Annotated in this window: 10 protein-coding genes; 5 read left to right on the top strand and 5 right to left on the bottom strand. The window is 47.1% G+C overall.

Translation table 11 applies throughout. The features are described 5' to 3' along the window. Nucleotides 1–6: 6 nt before the first annotated feature. Nucleotides 7–5,118: a malectin domain-containing carbohydrate-binding protein gene (locus tag ABWH99_RS12340; protein ID WP_375582156.1), complete on the bottom strand. Its 5,112-nt coding sequence runs from the start codon at nt 5,116–5,118 to the stop codon at nt 7–9. A 223-nt stretch (nt 5,119–5,341) separates the two neighbouring features. Here ABWH99_RS12340 and ABWH99_RS12335 point away from each other — a divergent pair, with 223 nt between their 5' ends. The 4 genes from ABWH99_RS12335 to ABWH99_RS12320 all read left to right on the top strand — a co-directional run bounded on the left by ABWH99_RS12335 (nt 5,342) and on the right by ABWH99_RS12320 (nt 10,840). Beyond that, the gene (locus ABWH99_RS12335) at nt 5,342–6,574 is read left to right on the top strand and encodes a multidrug effflux MFS transporter (protein WP_375582155.1); all 1,233 of its coding nucleotides are present in this window, start codon (nt 5,342–5,344) and stop codon (nt 6,572–6,574) included. 72 nt (nt 6,575–6,646) lie between these two features. Then, the gene (locus tag ABWH99_RS12330) at nt 6,647–8,263 is read left to right on the top strand and encodes an ABC-F family ATP-binding cassette domain-containing protein (protein ID WP_375582154.1); all 1,617 of its coding nucleotides are present in this window, start codon (nt 6,647–6,649) and stop codon (nt 8,261–8,263) included. 11 nt (nt 8,264–8,274) lie between these two features. Next, a complete protein-coding gene (locus tag ABWH99_RS12325) occupies nt 8,275–9,675 on the top strand; it encodes a sodium:solute symporter family protein (protein ID WP_375582153.1) in 1,401 nt (466 codons plus the stop codon). Continuing rightward, nucleotides 9,659–10,840: a class I SAM-dependent rRNA methyltransferase gene (locus ABWH99_RS12320; protein WP_375582152.1), complete on the top strand. Its 1,182-nt coding sequence runs from the start codon at nt 9,659–9,661 to the stop codon at nt 10,838–10,840. The genes ABWH99_RS12325 and ABWH99_RS12320 overlap by 17 nt, the downstream gene beginning before the upstream one ends. Nucleotides 10,841–10,882: 42 nt before the next feature. Here ABWH99_RS12320 and ABWH99_RS12315 read toward each other — a convergent pair whose 3' ends face one another. Both ABWH99_RS12315 and ABWH99_RS12310 read right to left on the bottom strand, forming a co-directional pair. Continuing rightward, on the bottom strand, nt 10,883–12,292 hold the full coding sequence (locus ABWH99_RS12315; RefSeq protein ID WP_375582151.1) for a Gfo/Idh/MocA family protein: 1,410 nt from the start codon (nt 12,290–12,292) through the stop codon (nt 10,883–10,885). A gap of 63 nt (nt 12,293–12,355) precedes the next feature. Continuing rightward, nucleotides 12,356–13,462: an acyltransferase family protein gene (locus ABWH99_RS12310; RefSeq protein ID WP_375582150.1), complete on the bottom strand. Its 1,107-nt coding sequence runs from the start codon at nt 13,460–13,462 to the stop codon at nt 12,356–12,358. Between the two features lie 233 nt (nt 13,463–13,695). Here ABWH99_RS12310 and ABWH99_RS12305 point away from each other — a divergent pair, with 233 nt between their 5' ends. Then, nucleotides 13,696–14,826 carry an amidohydrolase family protein gene (locus ABWH99_RS12305; protein ID WP_375582149.1) on the top strand — a complete coding sequence of 377 codons (1,131 nt, stop codon included), beginning with the start codon at nt 13,696–13,698 and terminating at the stop codon, nt 14,824–14,826. Here the strand turns inward: ABWH99_RS12305 and ABWH99_RS12300 are convergent, their stop codons facing one another. Together ABWH99_RS12300 and ABWH99_RS12295 are read right to left on the bottom strand one after the other, a co-directional pair. After that, nucleotides 14,827–15,927 carry an SGNH/GDSL hydrolase family protein gene (locus ABWH99_RS12300; protein ID WP_375582148.1) on the bottom strand — a complete coding sequence of 367 codons (1,101 nt, stop codon included), beginning with the start codon at nt 15,925–15,927 and terminating at the stop codon, nt 14,827–14,829. It lies immediately after the preceding gene. 84 nt (nt 15,928–16,011) lie between these two features. Next, a complete protein-coding gene (locus ABWH99_RS12295; protein ID WP_375582147.1) occupies nt 16,012–16,863 on the bottom strand; it encodes a hypothetical protein in 852 nt (283 codons plus the stop codon). Nucleotides 16,864–16,894 lie beyond the last annotated feature (31 nt).

Raw genomic sequence — 16,894 nt, 5'->3', positions numbered from 1 at the left:
ACCTGCTCAAAATTGCCGTCCCCAAGCAGATCGACTGTTGTTTGTCCTTTCTTTTCCCCAATTGATAATCAGCTGCGCCTCTCCATCGATGGCATCGCCCTCGTAATCCAACACCAACTCAAATCGGTGACCGGCTGCCCATAGCTGATTTTCTGGTAAGTCCCCTTCCAATAGGGTAAAATCGGCTGCATTCGGCCCAATCAACTCCACCGACCGGATCCACAATCCGGTATTTCCAGCGTCAAGGGCTAGTTCGATGCTCTTTGGTTGTCCTTTTTTAAACTGGACCATCGTAGGCGCCACCAGTTCACTCTTGACAAGCTGTTGGCCCGCAGGTTGATCAAAACCAAAGACCTCCATGTTTTTTTGATTGCCCCCGCCCTTTTTGGGAGATCCTGCCGCTACGTACAGACCTTTTCCGGAAACGATACCCTGCGTACCGTGTCTGGCAAAATTAAGCGGGCTAAGCGTTTGCCAGGATTGCAGCAAGGGATCGTACATTTCCGTAATGTTCAGAGCGACACTACTGGTATCCACTTCTCCTCCCGCGACGATCAGCTTGTCGAGGTAATTGTTAACGATTGCCCCTGCCCTCGGTGTTGGTAAATTTAGTTCTTCTGCCAACGTACTCCAGGTCTGGGTATTGAAATCGTACACGTCTACCTCCGGTAGAACCGGAGCAAAGGTACCTCCGGGGCCACCCGACTGCCTTCCGGAGGCTACGTAAAGTCGGCTTCCGATGGTGACAGCAAAGAAATGATCCCTTGCGCGAGGAGCGTCCGGAAGGACTTCCCATTCCCCGGTCTTCGGGTCAAATGAATCAAAGTAATTGACAAATCCACCATCGTGACCTTGGGTATTGCCTCCGACGATGTAAAATTTACCACGGTATTCAACCACACCAGCAGATCCCCGCCGTCTATTTTCAGGAATAGCCGGCCCCTGAATCCATACTTCATCTGCCGGATCAAACATCCATATATTCTCAGCAGGTAATTCATTCGGGTAATTGTTGGTTTGGAATGCAGCAATGACCCAAATCAATCCTTCGTAAGAAACTGCCTGAAAATGATTGAAACTATACGGGTTGATATTGGGTAATGATCGCCACTCGTCGTTCGAATAATCGTAGATATCGATAGTTTTGGAACTTTCTCTTCCTCCTAGGAGATAGAACTTATCACCTGCCTGCACAAAACTGTTTTCATGCCTACCCGTGTACGTAGTATCTTCATTACGCGCCTTCCATGTCTGGTCAATCAGATCCGGGCTGATCGTCCAGGTAAAGTTAAACGATTTGGAATCGGAATGAATCTCGTCTTCGTCATCAATGGTAATGGTAATTCGGTAAGGGCTATTGGCAAGTGCCCCATCCTCAATTTTTCCATAGATGGTACCGTTGGTCGGCTCCAGGTACACGCCAGGCGGTAATCCTTCTGCGGCATAGCTAAGGTTTCCATTGCCCCCTGAGGCAGAAACAAACATGCTTCCGTCCAATTCGAACCCGGCAAAATTTATTTGGTCTTTTATTGCCGTAAATTCAATGGGAACCTGGATCGGCTTTCCAATAATCTCAATGCCATTTACAAGCGGGTTTTCCTTTTGTTTAAGGAAGGAAATTGAAAGCTCTCCATCTACCACAGTGGCCGGGAATTGCATCATTCCTCCAATGAGATGCCCAAACGTCTCCACCAGGTCCAGTGATGTTGCGACCGTTTCTTCCTCGATCTCGATAGTGAAATAGCGATTCAACAAGCCAGATGTACCTGAGAAACCATTGCCCATGTACAAATTGACCAAATAGTCTCCGTTTGGCAAGGGAATTTGGTACTCCATGGTTTCTTCGGTCGCATACCGCTCCTTATTGAAAATCTGCACGTATTGCTCGTCCGAGATATAGGCAGGAATGGACTCGTGCCGCTGATCCGCAGAAAAGGAATTGGTGGCACTTCTACCCCCTGAAACCGAAAAATTGCTCGTAACCTCCGGACCTGTGAGCTTATTTGCCAACCAGTTTGGCGCACCGTTTTCATCGGTAAGTACCTCTCCCCCGGCATTGATTCTCAGGAGAATCTCAAAATCTTGCTCCACAATCACTGCAAACGACTGCTCAATAAAATAGCCGTTTGCATCGGTCGCCCGAACCGTAATCGTTGAAGTCACTTCGTCGTTTGGAATAATCAATCGAAGCATGTTGCCTTCGACTGAAGCGCCTATCACTGGATTGCTATTCCCGGCCACCGAAAAGGTTAGGTTATTTAACCCATCGTCGTCGCCAAAATATTCTTGGAGGTTAATTTGCACGTCGGGATCACCCATCAGGCGATTTACGTCGCGAAGGCTTCGGATGGAAAAAGGAATTTCTCCGCTTGCTTCAAAAAAGCTCCATACAGCGATAAAACTCTTTTCCGGATCGTGGGAAGATCCGTAAATTCCAATGGCAAGTGGTACAGCGCTATTCTGTATGGCCTCTTTTACGGCTCCCTTTGCCGTCATGGTTCCGAGCGAAATTGCGGAATCATTATTGTAGGCATATTTGGGTTCGATCGTTCCGTCCACAGGGTTGACATCGAACGAAAGTTTGATCAACGTATTCGCATCGGCACGTTGATCTGCGGGGATTTCAAGGAAAAGAGAATCTACATCGACCGAATCATCGATTTCCTGAACAGCAGAAATTCCATCTTTGGTAAAAACCAATTTGACAAAGTTGCTTTGGCTACCGTCTCCAATCTGTATACCTACTTCCCCATTACCGTCGAAATCATAAAGCTGACCGGGTGAAGATAGGCCAATAAGTCCGGATGAAATCGTGTAATTACCCGTTTCTGTTCCGACATTGACCCCAAGCTGGAAGCCTTTATCCTGATTATTTGCGGTTCCATTTGCCGTGCCTCCTGTCATCGAAACCTGTATGGCACCGGCCGTTCCCCCATAAATATCGGGTGGTCCGGGGCTATCGTTTCCTTTGTCCAGCCATTCCAGCCAGTTAGGGTTGTCGCTCCCATTGTTCATCAGACCGGTGAGGCCAAGTCCCAGGTAGCCAAATTCATTTCCAGAGGCATCGGATTGGTTGGTGAAAAGCTGGTTTTCCAGGGGTAAATCTCTGGGAAAACCGACTTGAAACGGATCGTCTTTGTCTAAAATACCATCACCGTCGTCATCCAGGTCATTCAAATTGGACACCAAATCCTTGTCGTAATCATCCGGTGCAGACGCACCCGAACAATAATCCGTACCATTATCCAATTCGTCCTGATTGGTATAGCCATCGAAATCGTAATCGGCAGTCGGATCGAAATCGGGATCGTCCACCGGGATGCAAAAGACGTCATCCGCAGGCGTCAACACCATTATTCTGTTATCAAATGTGGCAATCCATATGGTACCTGGAAAAACTTCCCCATCGCCGTTGGTCGCAATGCCCAGCGCATTTCCTCCGTTTAGATTCCACTTGCTGAATTCCGCCTCTTTAAGCGAACCGTCCTCGTTAAGGTGAATCAAATGCAGGGTTCCGCCATTTTTACCAACCACCAGCGAACCTTTGATTGCACCCTCAAAATTGGTCCCTTTGTATTCAGCGATCCCGTTGGAGTTGTTTGGAAATATGGTGACGATTGAAGGCTGAGTTCCGTTAGGATTTGCCATGGTAGGCGCAATGAAATCTGCTTCTGCTGCGTTTGCCATGCTGGCCGGCACTGGTGGCCAGTTAGCCGGCAGGCTGTTGGCAGCGTAGGCATCAAAACCCGGTTGGCCCGGAGCAACAGGCTCCAAAATTTGGGTTCGGAATTGGTCCGTGGGCGTAAATGCAGGGGTAACGTTTTTGTAATTTTCATTGTCACCGATGAATTTCGTGTACAAACCGGCTCCTCCCGGCTCAAAGGGAAAGGCTGCACCCGGGGTGTAGGCCGTGCCAGGGTTTGCTCGAATAGGTGTGGGATGTCCCCCGTAAAAACTGCCGGGCTGATAGGTGTCAAGATCAGTTGTTACCAATAGCAAATGATCCTGATTATCGACGAACTCGCCACTTGCTGAAGGATTTAATGGGCTGGCACCGGGTTCTTCCGGATCATACGCATTGCTGACAAGGGTTGCATCCCCTTCGTTTAGTGGCAAGCCCCCCCAGTTGATATTGGCCCCGTTGTCCGTTACAAAAAGCTTCCGGTCCTCGGTAACCACCAGGTCATATGAATTCCGGTAACCGGGCGAAAAAATCTGTACGGGTCCGTCTTCTGTAACCATTCCCATGTTGAGACCATCGTTGCCACCAAACGGATCGTTCACATCCAGGCCGTTGTAGTTGGGATCATTCGGGTCATAAACACCGTTCACATTTTCCCTGCTAGGATCATCGAGTGTGGGAATATCGTATTTGAACAATCGCCCCGAGTGACTGTCTGTTTGGGTAGGAAGGGCCTCAATGGCTTCTAAGTCTATGCTTAGTATAGCTGCTGAAAGTGCAACCTCTGTAATATACGTAAAGTTCTTGGAAGGCGATCCCGCATTGGTCAATCCGCCACTGGCTACCAAAAGGTAGGGCTTACCATTAATGGTGGTAAACTCCAATCCATTGGTGGAGTGGTTTTCTTCCGATCGGGGCAATCCACGAACCAAATCAATCGCTTCCCAGGACGCTCCATTCCAGCTCAACCGGGTGATTACGCCCGAGTTGGTGTCCAAAAACTTATCCCCAATCGGCCCACCCCACTTCGGATCACTGGAGCTCACGTAGATGATTGGGTTTTCCGCTGTTCCCACTACCGTCAAACCGGTAATTTGACGGTCGTCACGATTATCAAAGGCCAGTAGACCGTTATCATCGTGATTCGGAAGACTCTTTACACCCAGCAAGACCTCCTCTCCCACTACATCGTACTGGTTGGGCCCTTCTTTTGAAATGGTGTAAATTTTAATTTCTCCTTTTAGCTGCGCCACATAGAGTCGTTCATCCGGCCCAAATTGCAGCGAGGTTCCCAAGTCAATATTTTGGAAGCCGTTGAAATTTAGGGAAGTCTGATTAAAACTGATGTTTTGGCTGTAAACATAATTCTGGTTTGCGAAACCAATAAAAATTATGAATAAAAAAAAGGATAGGGGGTTTAATTTTACCTTTTCCATAGTATACGGAATATTAGATGGATAAACTGTTTTTTGTTCGAACTGTAAAAATTTGATGCTGTTATATCAATACAATATTACATATTTAATTTGAAATAGTCAATGCTAAAAAACGTTTTATCTTATTTAAAATACATTTTTCATGATTTCAACACATCTTCCGATCGTTTACCTGAACAAAAGCCCGAATAGTTTATTTTAATAAGTATTTTTGTACGTTCGTATGAAACAGCAAAAGAATTATTTCATCCTGGTCTTGATTTTAGGTGCGTTGAGCACCATCAGTCCTTTTTCGGTAGACATGTATTTGCCCGCCTTTCCGGCCATCGCCGAAAACTTGCATACCAGCATACCGCGGGTTCAACTCTCCCTTACCAGTTATCTAATTGGTATCGCTGTTGGGCAACTTTTCTATGGGCCGTTGCTGGACAAGTTTGGCAGAAAAAAGCCCTTGTATGCCGGGCTTTGGATTTACATCGCTGCCTCCGTCGCATGTGCCTTTACCCGTTCTGTGGATGCTTTGATTGCTATGCGCTTCGTTCAGGCCATTGGAGGCTGCGTCGGTATGGTAGCTGCCCAAGCCCTGGTTCGGGATTTGTTTCCGGTAAACAAGATTGCCCAGGCATTGGCCCTACTTACTCTGGTCATTGCAGTTTCGCCCATGGTTGCTCCCACCCTGGGAGGATACCTTACTGCCCATTTCGACTGGCATTGGATGTTTATTTTGCTTGCCGCCATATGTGGGGCCATTCTATTTGCCTGTAAATGGCAGTTGCCGGACGGAGCGGATCCGGAACGGAACTTGTCCATGCGGCCAGGAAGGGTCGCGCGTAAATACCATGAAGTGTTGCAAAACAAGCAATTTCTTACCTATATCCTTGTCGGAGGCATTGCTGGAGCGGCGCCATTCGCTTACATAGCCGGTTCCTCGGATGTGTTCATCAATATCTACGGACTTAGTCCCACCGAGTACGGATGGCTTTTCGCGTTTTTGGCGGTGGCCATGATTGGCGCGACTCAGTTGAACCACGTTTTACTCAACCATTACAGCAATCGAACCATCGTCATCACCGCACTTTGTTACCAACTAATCGTCGGTGTGCTCATCATTGCAGGAGTAAGCACCGGCTTTTTTAATGTATGGATGCTAATTGGAATGATGTTTATCTTCCTTACAGGGCATGGATTAAGCGTACCCAATGCAGCAGCCATCTCACTTGCTCCTTTTTCAAAAAATGCCGGCAGCGCCTCCGCCATGATGGGCTTCATGCGTATGTCGATCGGTGGCATCGTTTCAGGTCTGGTCAGTATTTTCCACAACGGGACAGCCCTACCCATGGTAGTGCTGATGGCCGGCTGCATTCTTCTTGCCGGCCTCGTTTTGATGTACTATTACCATACTACCCGTGAACTGTATACCTGGCGAAAAAAGGACCCGGGTCTTTCGGCCCGGTGAACCGGAAAATAGGTCATGCTGGAATATTTTTCTAACTTTGCGCTTTGTTAAAATTCTCAGACTGTTGTTAAAATGATTTCAGTAGATAATTTATCCCTCAAATTCGGAAAAAGAACGCTTTTCGAAGACGTTAATCTAAAGTTTACTCCTGGAAATTGTTACGGGGTAATTGGTGCAAACGGAGCAGGGAAATCCACTTTTCTAAAAATCCTTACCGGAGAAGTAGATAGCACCACTGGTTTGGTCAATATTACCCCGGGATTGAGAATGGCGGTACTTTCGCAGGACCACTTTGCCTTTCAGGAAGAAGAGGTCCTACGGACGGTCATCATGGGCCATAAAAAGTTATTTGATATCATGACAGAAAAAGATGCCATCTATCTGAAGGAGGATTTTACCGAAGAGGATGGTAATAGAGCTGCCAGTCTGGAAGCCGAATTTGCGGAAATGGACGGCTGGAATGCGGAAAGCGACGCGGCTGCTTTGTTGTCAGGCTTGGGTGTAAGCGAGGCCCATCATGGAAAGCTCATGAAAGATCTATCTGGCGATCAGAAAGTACGGGTTCTGCTGGCGCAGGCTCTTTTTGGCAACCCCGATATTTTGATTCTGGACGAACCAACCAATGATCTGGATGCCGAGACCATAGGCTGGCTGGAAGATTTTCTCATCAACTTTAAAAATCTGGTCATTGTGGTTTCACACGACCGGCATTTTCTGGACCAGGTAGCTACCCATATCGTGGACATCGATTTTGGCAAAATCAATATTTACTCCGGAAATTATTCGTTTTGGTACGAATCTTCTCAATTAGCCGCCAAACAAAAGGTAGACCAGAACAAGAAGGCGGAAGAAAAGCGTAAAGAACTTCAATCCTTTATTGAACGATTTTCGGCAAATGTCGCTAAGTCCAAACAAGCCACGGCCCGAAAAAAGATGCTGGAAAAGTTAAATGTGGATGAAATCAAGCCTTCTACCCGCAAATACCCCGGCATTATCTTCAAACCGGAGCGGGAAGCTGGCGACCAATTGCTGCTAACCGATCAACTGGAATTAAAGAATGAGGAAAAAATCTTTTTTACGGATGTCAACCTGATGGTCGACAAGGGCGACAAAATTGCTTTTTTATCGAGAACCAAGCAGGCCGTCACCAAGTTTTTCCAAACGATCATGGAGGAGATCCCTGTTCAATCCGGTAGTTTTAAATGGGGTGTGACAATTAATAAGGCGTACATGCCGAATGACAATTCTTCCTTTTTTAATTCAGACCTGAAGCTGATCGACTGGCTGAGCCAATACAGTGAAAATCAGGAAGAGGCATACGTACGGACGTTTTTGGGAAGGATGCTGTTTACAGGAGAGGAATCACTAAAAAAAGCATCGGTCCTATCTGGAGGGGAAAAAGTACGGTGCATGGTTTCCCGAATGATGTTACAAAACCCTAATTTTCTGGTCCTGGACGAACCGACAAACCACCTGGACCTGGAATCCATTCATGCCCTAAACAATGCGATGATCGACTTTACGGGCACCTTACTGTTTTCTTCGTACGACCATGCTTTTGTCCAATCGGTTGCGAATCGCATCATTGAGTTTACGCCTTCGGGGACGATTGATCGAAGAATGGATTACGAATCCTATTTGGAAGACCCGACCATTCGCACGTTGCGGGAAAAGATGTACCACGTTTAACTGCTCCTTGCTTGCTGGCCGCCGCAATCGTTTGTTACCTGTTGGGAACCATGGCATTGGGAGCATGGGCTTCACGGTGGGTAAAAACGTCGGGGGATTTTATGTTGGCAGGCAGGCAACTTCCACTTTTCTTGAGTGCTTCTGCCCTTTTCGCTACCTGGTTTGGCTCCGAAACTATCTTTGGCGCCTCGTCCGAATACCTTGAGCATGGTTTATTGGGTGTTATCGAAGATCCATTTGGTGGTGCCCTCTGCCTGTTTTTATTCGGCTTATTTTTTGCAAAGCCCATTTACGCCATGAAGGCACGTACACTGGGGGATGTCTACCTGATGCTGTTTGGCAAGCGAGTGGCACTTTTCGCCAGCATTTTCATGATACCGGCTTACTTTGGGTTCATCGCAGCCCAATTGGTTGCTTTTGGCTTGATCCTGGGTGCCGTAGCGGACACTTCGCTTGAAATCGGAATCCTGATAAGTGCTGCCGTTGTGTTGTTTTATACCTTTCTTGGCGGTATGTGGGCGATATCCATTACCGATTTCGTTCAGACCATTGTGATCGTGGTCGGGCTACTTTGGCTAGCCGTCACGCTAAGTCAAGAGGCTGGAGGCGTTAGCAGCATCCTGCAGAAAGCTCCCTCCGCCAGCTTCACCTTCTTTCCGGAGCAAACCCTCAGCGCCTGGATGGAGTACATCGGTGCCTGGGCCATATTGGGTTTGGGAAGCATTCCCAGCCAAGATATCTATCAGCGTTCTATGGCAGCGAAGAACAGCAAAATAGCGAGAAAATCCCTGTTTCTGGCAGCCGGCTTCTACCTAACTGTTGGTCTTCTGCCGCTATTTATCGCCTTAAGTGCAGTGGTTTTGTACCCGGCTGGTTCCCCCGAAAACCCACAAATGCTGCTCCCCGACCTGGTGATGAAGCACAGCAGCTTGCCGTTACAAATTGTGTTCTTTGGCGCCTTGCTGTCGGCCATTATGAGCACCACCAGTTCCTCCATGCTCGCTCCCGCTGCTTTGCTCACGGAAAACATTATCAAACCTTTGAAAACAACTAGCAGTTGGTCCGAGAAGCAATTACTACGCGTATTACGTGTCTGCCTTGCGGGCATTACGCTCGTTTCCGTATTGCTTGCCTTTTGGAAAACAAATATTTACTCCCTGATCGGTGAGGCCTCCATGTTGCTGTTGGTATCCTTATTGGTGCCGCTAACGGCAGGCCTCTACTGGAGAAAGGCTTCGCCTACCGGAGCGAATGGATCTTTATTTGCCGGAATGATTGCCTATTTACTATTTTACTCCGAACTCGTCTACATGCCTGTACCGCATCATTTGGCAGCCTTATTGATCAGTGCTGCCGCCATGGTAGCAGGCTCTTTGGCCTATCCAAAAACCGCTCATGAAAACGTGTCCTGAAATCATTCTAAAAAAAGGAAAGGAAATTTCCATAAAACGACGTCACCACTGGATTTTTTCTGGTGCAATTTATTCCAAACCACCTGATTTACGGGAGGGTGAGTTGGTAAAAGTTGTCGATGCAAGAAATCAGCTGCTGGGCCATGGATTCTATGCACCTGGTTCGATCATGATCCGCATGATAGCCTTTGCCAATGAGGAAGTAAACGAGGCATTTTGGTTGGAAAAACTCACAGCCGCCTATCAACTGCGCAAGCAAATAGTTACCGTCCAAGGGGAAGCTACCAATGCCTACCGACTGGTACACGGGGAAGGAGATCATCTGCCCGGCCTCGTCATCGATAATTACGACGGTAATTTGGTAATTCAGGCGCACCACTTGGGTATTCTAGGGGAATTAGCTCCGATATCATCGGCGCTAAAAACACTTTTCGGAACGGATCTAAAATCCATATATAACAAAAGTGCCACTGTATTGCAGGGAAAAAGCAACCAGGAAGATGGATGGATCCTCGGCAAAGAACCTAATGCCAGGGTTCTGGAAAACGGCTTGCGCTTTGAAATCAATATGGAAAAAGGCCAGAAAACTGGTTTTTTTCTGGATCAACGGGACAACCGGCGCCTGTTACAACGCTACTGTACCGGCAAAAAGATTCTCAACACGTTTTGCTATTCGGGAGGGTTTTCAGTCTATGCACTACGTGCGGGAGCCAGTCAGGTCACCTCCGTGGATATTTCATTGGAAGCAATCGGGCTATGTCAAAAAAACCTTGAAATAAATGGTTTTGACGTCGAACAAAATCCCTGCCTCACAGCAGATGTACTCAAGTATTTGCAGGAAATCGACCATTCCTACGATGTGATCATACTTGACCCACCGGCTTTTGCGAAAAATACCCGCTCCCGACACAATGCCGTGCAGGCCTACAAGCGGCTTAATGCGCTGGCCATAAAAAAAATAAAACGCGGAGGTATCTTATTTACCTTTTCTTGCTCGCAAGTCATCGATCGGGAACTCTTTACCCATACCGTAACGGCGGCTGCTTTGGAAGCACAGCGCCCGACCCAAATCCTCCACCAGCTATCCCAGGGCCCCGATCACCCGGTGAATGTTTTCCACCAGGAAACTTCGTACCTGAAGGGATTGGTTATATACGTTAGTTAAAAAAAAGTGGCAGGAATTCCGGTCCTGCCACTAGGTATTTCCTTAGGCATTCACCCCCGTGGTGCCTCCTCCTTTCAGGGTAAGTTCCACTGGCTGATTGGTTTGCCAGGACCCGGCTGTAAAGTCGGGGATATCTATTGAATTGGACCGGTTCGCAACGGACCATTCGCTGAGCGGCGTAATGGCACTCCAAAGTGCTGCATCGTATACATCTTGATCCAATGGCAGGCCGTTTCTCAGGCAATCCACCAAACGCCAATCCATCATGAAATCCATACCGCCGTGACCGCCAATTTTCTTCGCCATTTCACCAACTTTCTTTACAATTTCAGGTGTATATTTTTCCTCCAGGGCTTTGATTTCATCGGCTTCCATCCATCCATGTCCTGTGGACACGCCAGGAACGGGCCACTTTCGAGCCATCCCCTTGGTGCCGCTGATCAGATGTATCCGAGAATAAGGCCTCGGAGAACTCACATCGTGCTGGATCATGATGGATTTTCCCTTTTTGGTTTTTACCAGAGTGGTGTTCATGTTACCTCGGAACTGCTTCGTTGCAAAAGAAGCATAAAAATCATCCTCAGCTGCCAATTCTTCTGCCCGGGCCTTCATGTGGAAATCCTGGCTGGACAAAGAGGTAAGGTAATCCATTTGATCTCCTCTATTGATGTTCATGATCTGACAAACCGGACCTAACCCATGGGTCGGATAGATGTTCCCGTTACGGTAATTCTCCTTCAGGCGCCACATGTCCTGATAGCCGGTATTTTTTTTGAAATTCAACTCGAGCAAGTCGTGAATGTACGCCCCTTCCCCGTGGATGATATCGCCAAAAAAACCGTCTCGCGCCATATTCAAGGTCATCAACTCGAAAAAATCGTAGCAACAATTCTCCAATTGCATGCAATGCTTTTTGGTTCGCTCAGAAGTCTCTACCAGTTGCCAGCACTCCTCCAAACTGATAGCAATCGGGACTTCAGATGCCGCGTGTTTGCCTGATTCCATGGCATACACAGCCATCGGGGTATGCCACTGCCAGGGGGTTGCGATATAGACCAAATCCAGATCGTCCCTATCTACCATTTTTTTCCAGGCATAGGTACTGCCGCTATAGGTAGCAGGCGTATGACCGGAACCCTCCAGACTTTTCATCACCTTATCTACCATTTCGGGTCGCAAGTCACACAACGCCTTGATCTCGACACCCTCTATTTTGCTCAATCGATTGACCGCACCCGGACCACGCATGCCCAGGCCGATTACACCCACGCGCACCCTATCCAGTTTCGGCGCCGCGTACCCGGACATATTGAAGCGCTGAGCGTGTTGCCGCTTGCTGTGAAAAAGCACTTTTTCCTGTTCCTCCTGAGACAAACCAGTAAATCCTGTTCCCATGATTCCTATTCCGGCAAGGCCGGAAAGTTTTAAAAACTCTCTCCTTTTATTACTCATAGTTTACGTTTTATTTTAAGTTATTTCGATCAAACTCATTATCCCTGCGGATAGCATTAGGGTTTATATTTTAAAGAAAATCTTTTTTGTGTAGAGAAAATAGCATAGGTACCACATGCATGCTAAGGAAAGGAAGGCAGTAAGAAGAGCCATGGTATTTTCAGGAAAACCCAGGTACCCCAAGAATCCATAGCTAAAAATTCCCACAAACCCCGTTAACCAGTCATGTCCCAATACCTGTGCAAAGAGGTAGATAAATATCGGGTTCATTCCTACAATTAAAAAAGCAAAGGTCCATTTTTTGTACTTTTTTACATCAATCAACCAATAAAAAAAAGCAAGAGCCAGAATCGCCCACCCGCCCGATGCCAATACAAAAGCACTGGTACTGATTCGCTTTATAATCGGGGTGATACCTGCCCAGTCCAACCCAAAACCGATCAACAGGCCAACCGCGCCTGCCAGAAGTAAGGCCTTAATTTTTTCCCCATCCTTTCTTTCCAACAAAAGCAGCTTTCCACACATCGCTCCCCAAAGAGTATGCGCTGCGGTCGGCAGGCAATTAATGGCCACCCATCCTCCCCCGCTGATCTTGCCCATCAGGATTCTATCAACAAACGACCCGAAATTCTCCCCTTTGACAAACGGAGCAGAGGGGTCGTATGATCGATAGAGTACCTCTGTGAGCAGTAACAGACCCACGGACAAGAGAAATTGCCATTTTGCAGGATAATTGATCACCAAATAGGTAAGTAAAATGGTAAACGACAACTGAGTTAGCACGTTCCACAATTCGAAGACCAACGCCTCCGCATACACACAATGCAACCCGGTCCCAAACATAAACAAGAGGAAGCAACGCCGAAGGACATGCCGGGTAAGCTCAGAGGAACTTGATCCTTTTTCCAGCCGGTTTTTGATCGAAAAAGGCATTGCCACGCCAACAATAAACATGAAAAAGGGCTGAATGAGGTCCCAAAACCGCAGGCCATTCCAGGGATGGTGGGTGAATTGCTGAAAAATTGCGAAACCAAACGAGCCTTCGGACACCATTCCTAAAAGCGCCCGGTAGACCAGGGCAGATTCGGCGACCAACAAAAACATGGTTATTCCCCGGTAAGCATCCAAAGAGACCAGTCTACGACCAGAAAGGGCTGGGTTTGGGTTCATAGGTGTGGCGGCAAAACGATAACTGTGAAAAACCCTCTAAAGGAAGGTGTTGCTCAAATATAGCTTTTCACGGAACAGGTTCAAACAAGTCATAGAGAAAAAAGGATGAATGGTTTAATACTTCTTTTTACAGATTAAAAAAAAAATAATTACATTTAAAACCTGCTCCAAATGAATGTATCCCTCATTCGGCTGCAGGGATTCATTTTCCCGTCTCCAAATCTATCGGTCTCATGCGCACTTCCTCATTACTGTTTTCGGTTATTTTGATCGTACTGCTTTTTCATTCCTGTGGCACGCCACAGCCGGATTCAGAGCAACCAAACCAGGAAACTACTGCCGAGAGTTCGGTCGAAAACTTGCTCTTAAAAGACCACAGGCCCGTATCGCTTTATCGCGGAAACGAGCATCCCGTACCCCAGGCAGCTTTCCCTGTTATTGACATGCATTCTCACCCGTATGCCAAAACCGAAGCTCAACTAGACGAATGGGTAAAAACCATGGATAAAGTCGGCATTGAAAAAACCGTTATCCAATCGTACCGCACCGGTGCTGCTTTTGATTCATTGGTGCGGGTTTACAGCAAGTATCCGGACCGATTTATTCTATTTTGTGGTTTTGATTATACCGGATACGAAGGAGATGATTTTGGTCCTGCGGCCGTGCAGGAATTGGAGCGATGTTTTTCGATGGGTGCAAAAGGAGTTGGCGAATTGGGTGACAAGGGGAAAGGCCTGTTTTATTCGAGACCGACCAAGGCACTTGGCATGCATATAAATGACCCAAAAATGAAACCACTTATTGAGAAATGCGGTGAATTGGGTATGCCGATAAGTATCCATGTGGCTGAGCCAATTTGGATGTACCAGCCCATGGACGCCCAAAACGATGGTTTGATGAATGCTTTCAAATGGCGGCTCGATGACCAGCAAGGGATTGTAGACCATGACGGAATGATCAAAATTTTGGAGGATGCCGTGGCAGAAAATCCAGAAACTACCTTCATTGCCTGCCATTATGCCAATACAAGTTACGACTTGAGCTTTCTCGGCGACCTCTTCGATGCCTATCCCAATTTGTATGCCGACAATAGTGCGCGTTATGCCGAAACAGCGACCATACCACGTACCGTCAATCGCTTCTACAGCCGGTATGCCGACCGACTGGTCTATGGAACGGACATGGGTATGGGGGAAGACATGTACCGTACCACTTTTCGAATACTAGAGACAGCAGACGAGCATTTTTACGATAGAAATATCTCCTCCTACCATTGGCCGATGCATGGGTACGACCTTCCCCAAAATGTTTTGGAAAAGGTATATCGATCCAATGCTCTAAAACTACTGGATTTGGTACCTTGATTACTTGAGCAGATCGCTTACCAGCCGGGCATATGCCTGCGCATATTGATCCATTCCCAAATCCGAGGGATGAGTCCCATCGACGGTAGCATCCATGGAAAGGCCTATTGCTTCCTTTTGCAGGTAAAACAGGTCGCTCAGCCCCGAATCCAAAAGTGCTGCGTACACTTCACGTGACCATTGGTTTCGTTTTTGGTAGGCAGTTTTCCGTTCCAAATTTATTAAATCATCCGTGTATCCGGCATGCTCTACCAAAAGTATCGGAGTAGTTGGGCGCTTTGATTTCAAATAAATCACTGCATCCCGTATTCGACGCTTTACTTCGGACTCCGAAAACGTATCTCGAACCAAATTCGGAAGGCAATCCAAAACGTACAAACTACTCTCTTGAGATGCCATGTATTGAATTAGTGGAGCCTCCAGCTGTCCATTTCCGGAAAACCCGAGATTCACCAGGGGAAGATGTAAATGCCTTTCCAAAATAGCGGTCCAGGCCATTCCCGGTCTGGAAGCACAGGCACCCTGAGCAATGGAAGTTCCGTATACCACTACCGGCAACGCATCTTTTGATTTCGGAACGAACGCAAACGTTGCTCCAGACGGTACACCTACCTGCATAAAAACGACTTCGTTATACAGGGGAAGGTACAAATCAAACTCTCGTAGGGTCGTTGGCTGACCTTTCAAAGAAAAGCTATAACGAATCGTATCGGCAAACGAATAATCACCTTTTATCCAGACCCAATCCTCCGATGCATCTTTCGTGTACAAATCCAATCCGCTTACGCCAGTTGATGGCATGTGTGGCATTGCCAGATTTCCGGACACCAAATACCTGACTTGAATATCACTGGCATTCGTAGAAAATTTGAGTTTTAGTCCCGCTGCATGCCTGGAAAGGTTCCATACAGGTGTTCGTACCTGTCCCTTCAGATGATCCGGTAAACGAGAAAAATCACCTTCATCGCCTATCTTACCGTGGACGATACCTTGCGTTGCGGATTCCAGCGGATCGGTCCAGGTCCACCCGTCCTGCCCGAAAGAGGTAAATTGAATCGCACCGATTAGTAAAACGGCGATGGTAAAGACCCATTTTTTCATAACACGTATATAAACCTTACTACATTCGTATAGTTGACAACCCTTGATCGGCGTCGTTCTTGCGGTCGAACAATATTCTACGGTCTAAACGTGGAGAATCTCCAGATCAGTGCCATAGATTCTTTTGGCTACTCCTGAAAAAGAACTCCAATAGGAACCGTATATTTTCTTGGTGCCGGCAAGCAGATACAGTTCCAGGACCGCATCCATCATCCCTTCTTTGGTATTTCTGCCAAAGGTTTTGGGATAGGTAATGACGGCATTGGGGTATTTGCCTTTAAAATAGTCCGATACTTCGGGATCATCCGTCGCCAGGAACACGGCAAAATCGTCTCCCTCAACTTTCAGGTATTCCTCTATTTTGTCTTCGAACAAATGTAGGGGACTATTGGCAATCGCGATGTCGTGGTCAGACCGACGAATGTGTATGCCTATTGTATTTTCCTTGAACTGCTTCCTGGCGGCCTCAATTTTAGCCGCAACATCGCTACTGGGAACGAAAGCCTGGAACCCCTCTGGATAGTCGATGCACTGATTACCCGTTATTACCAGAATATTGAATTTTCCTTCACAGACTTTCTGTAGATGTTCAGCCCCCTTTTTCACGTCCTCGTCGAGTAAAACACAATCCACTCCTATCAACCGGGAAACGATGGTGTTGTACAGCCGGGACAACCACCTGACAAGCCCGAACTTATTATTCAACAGGGTCTTACTTTTGGTAATCAATTGGTAGGTAAAATTTGGGCGGAGCAGATTGAAATAGGGGCTCGGTTTAAAAATTTCCAAGTAGTGAATGTTCAAGCCCGCATCAGGCACCCAAATGACATTTAACTCCGCATCTATGAGTGACTTAAAGTAAATAAAAGACGAAATAGCTCTCATCCTGTTTCCCAATCCTGAGGTTGGTTTTAATAAGATTCGTTTTTTTTTCATCGGATTTTATTTGCTAAGTTAAGGCGTTTTA

Source organism: Cyclobacterium xiamenense, assembly GCF_042140265.1.
GTDB lineage: Bacteria > Bacteroidota > Bacteroidia > Cytophagales > Cyclobacteriaceae > Cyclobacterium > Cyclobacterium xiamenense_A.
This window is presented reverse-complemented; position numbering and strand designations above follow the sequence as displayed.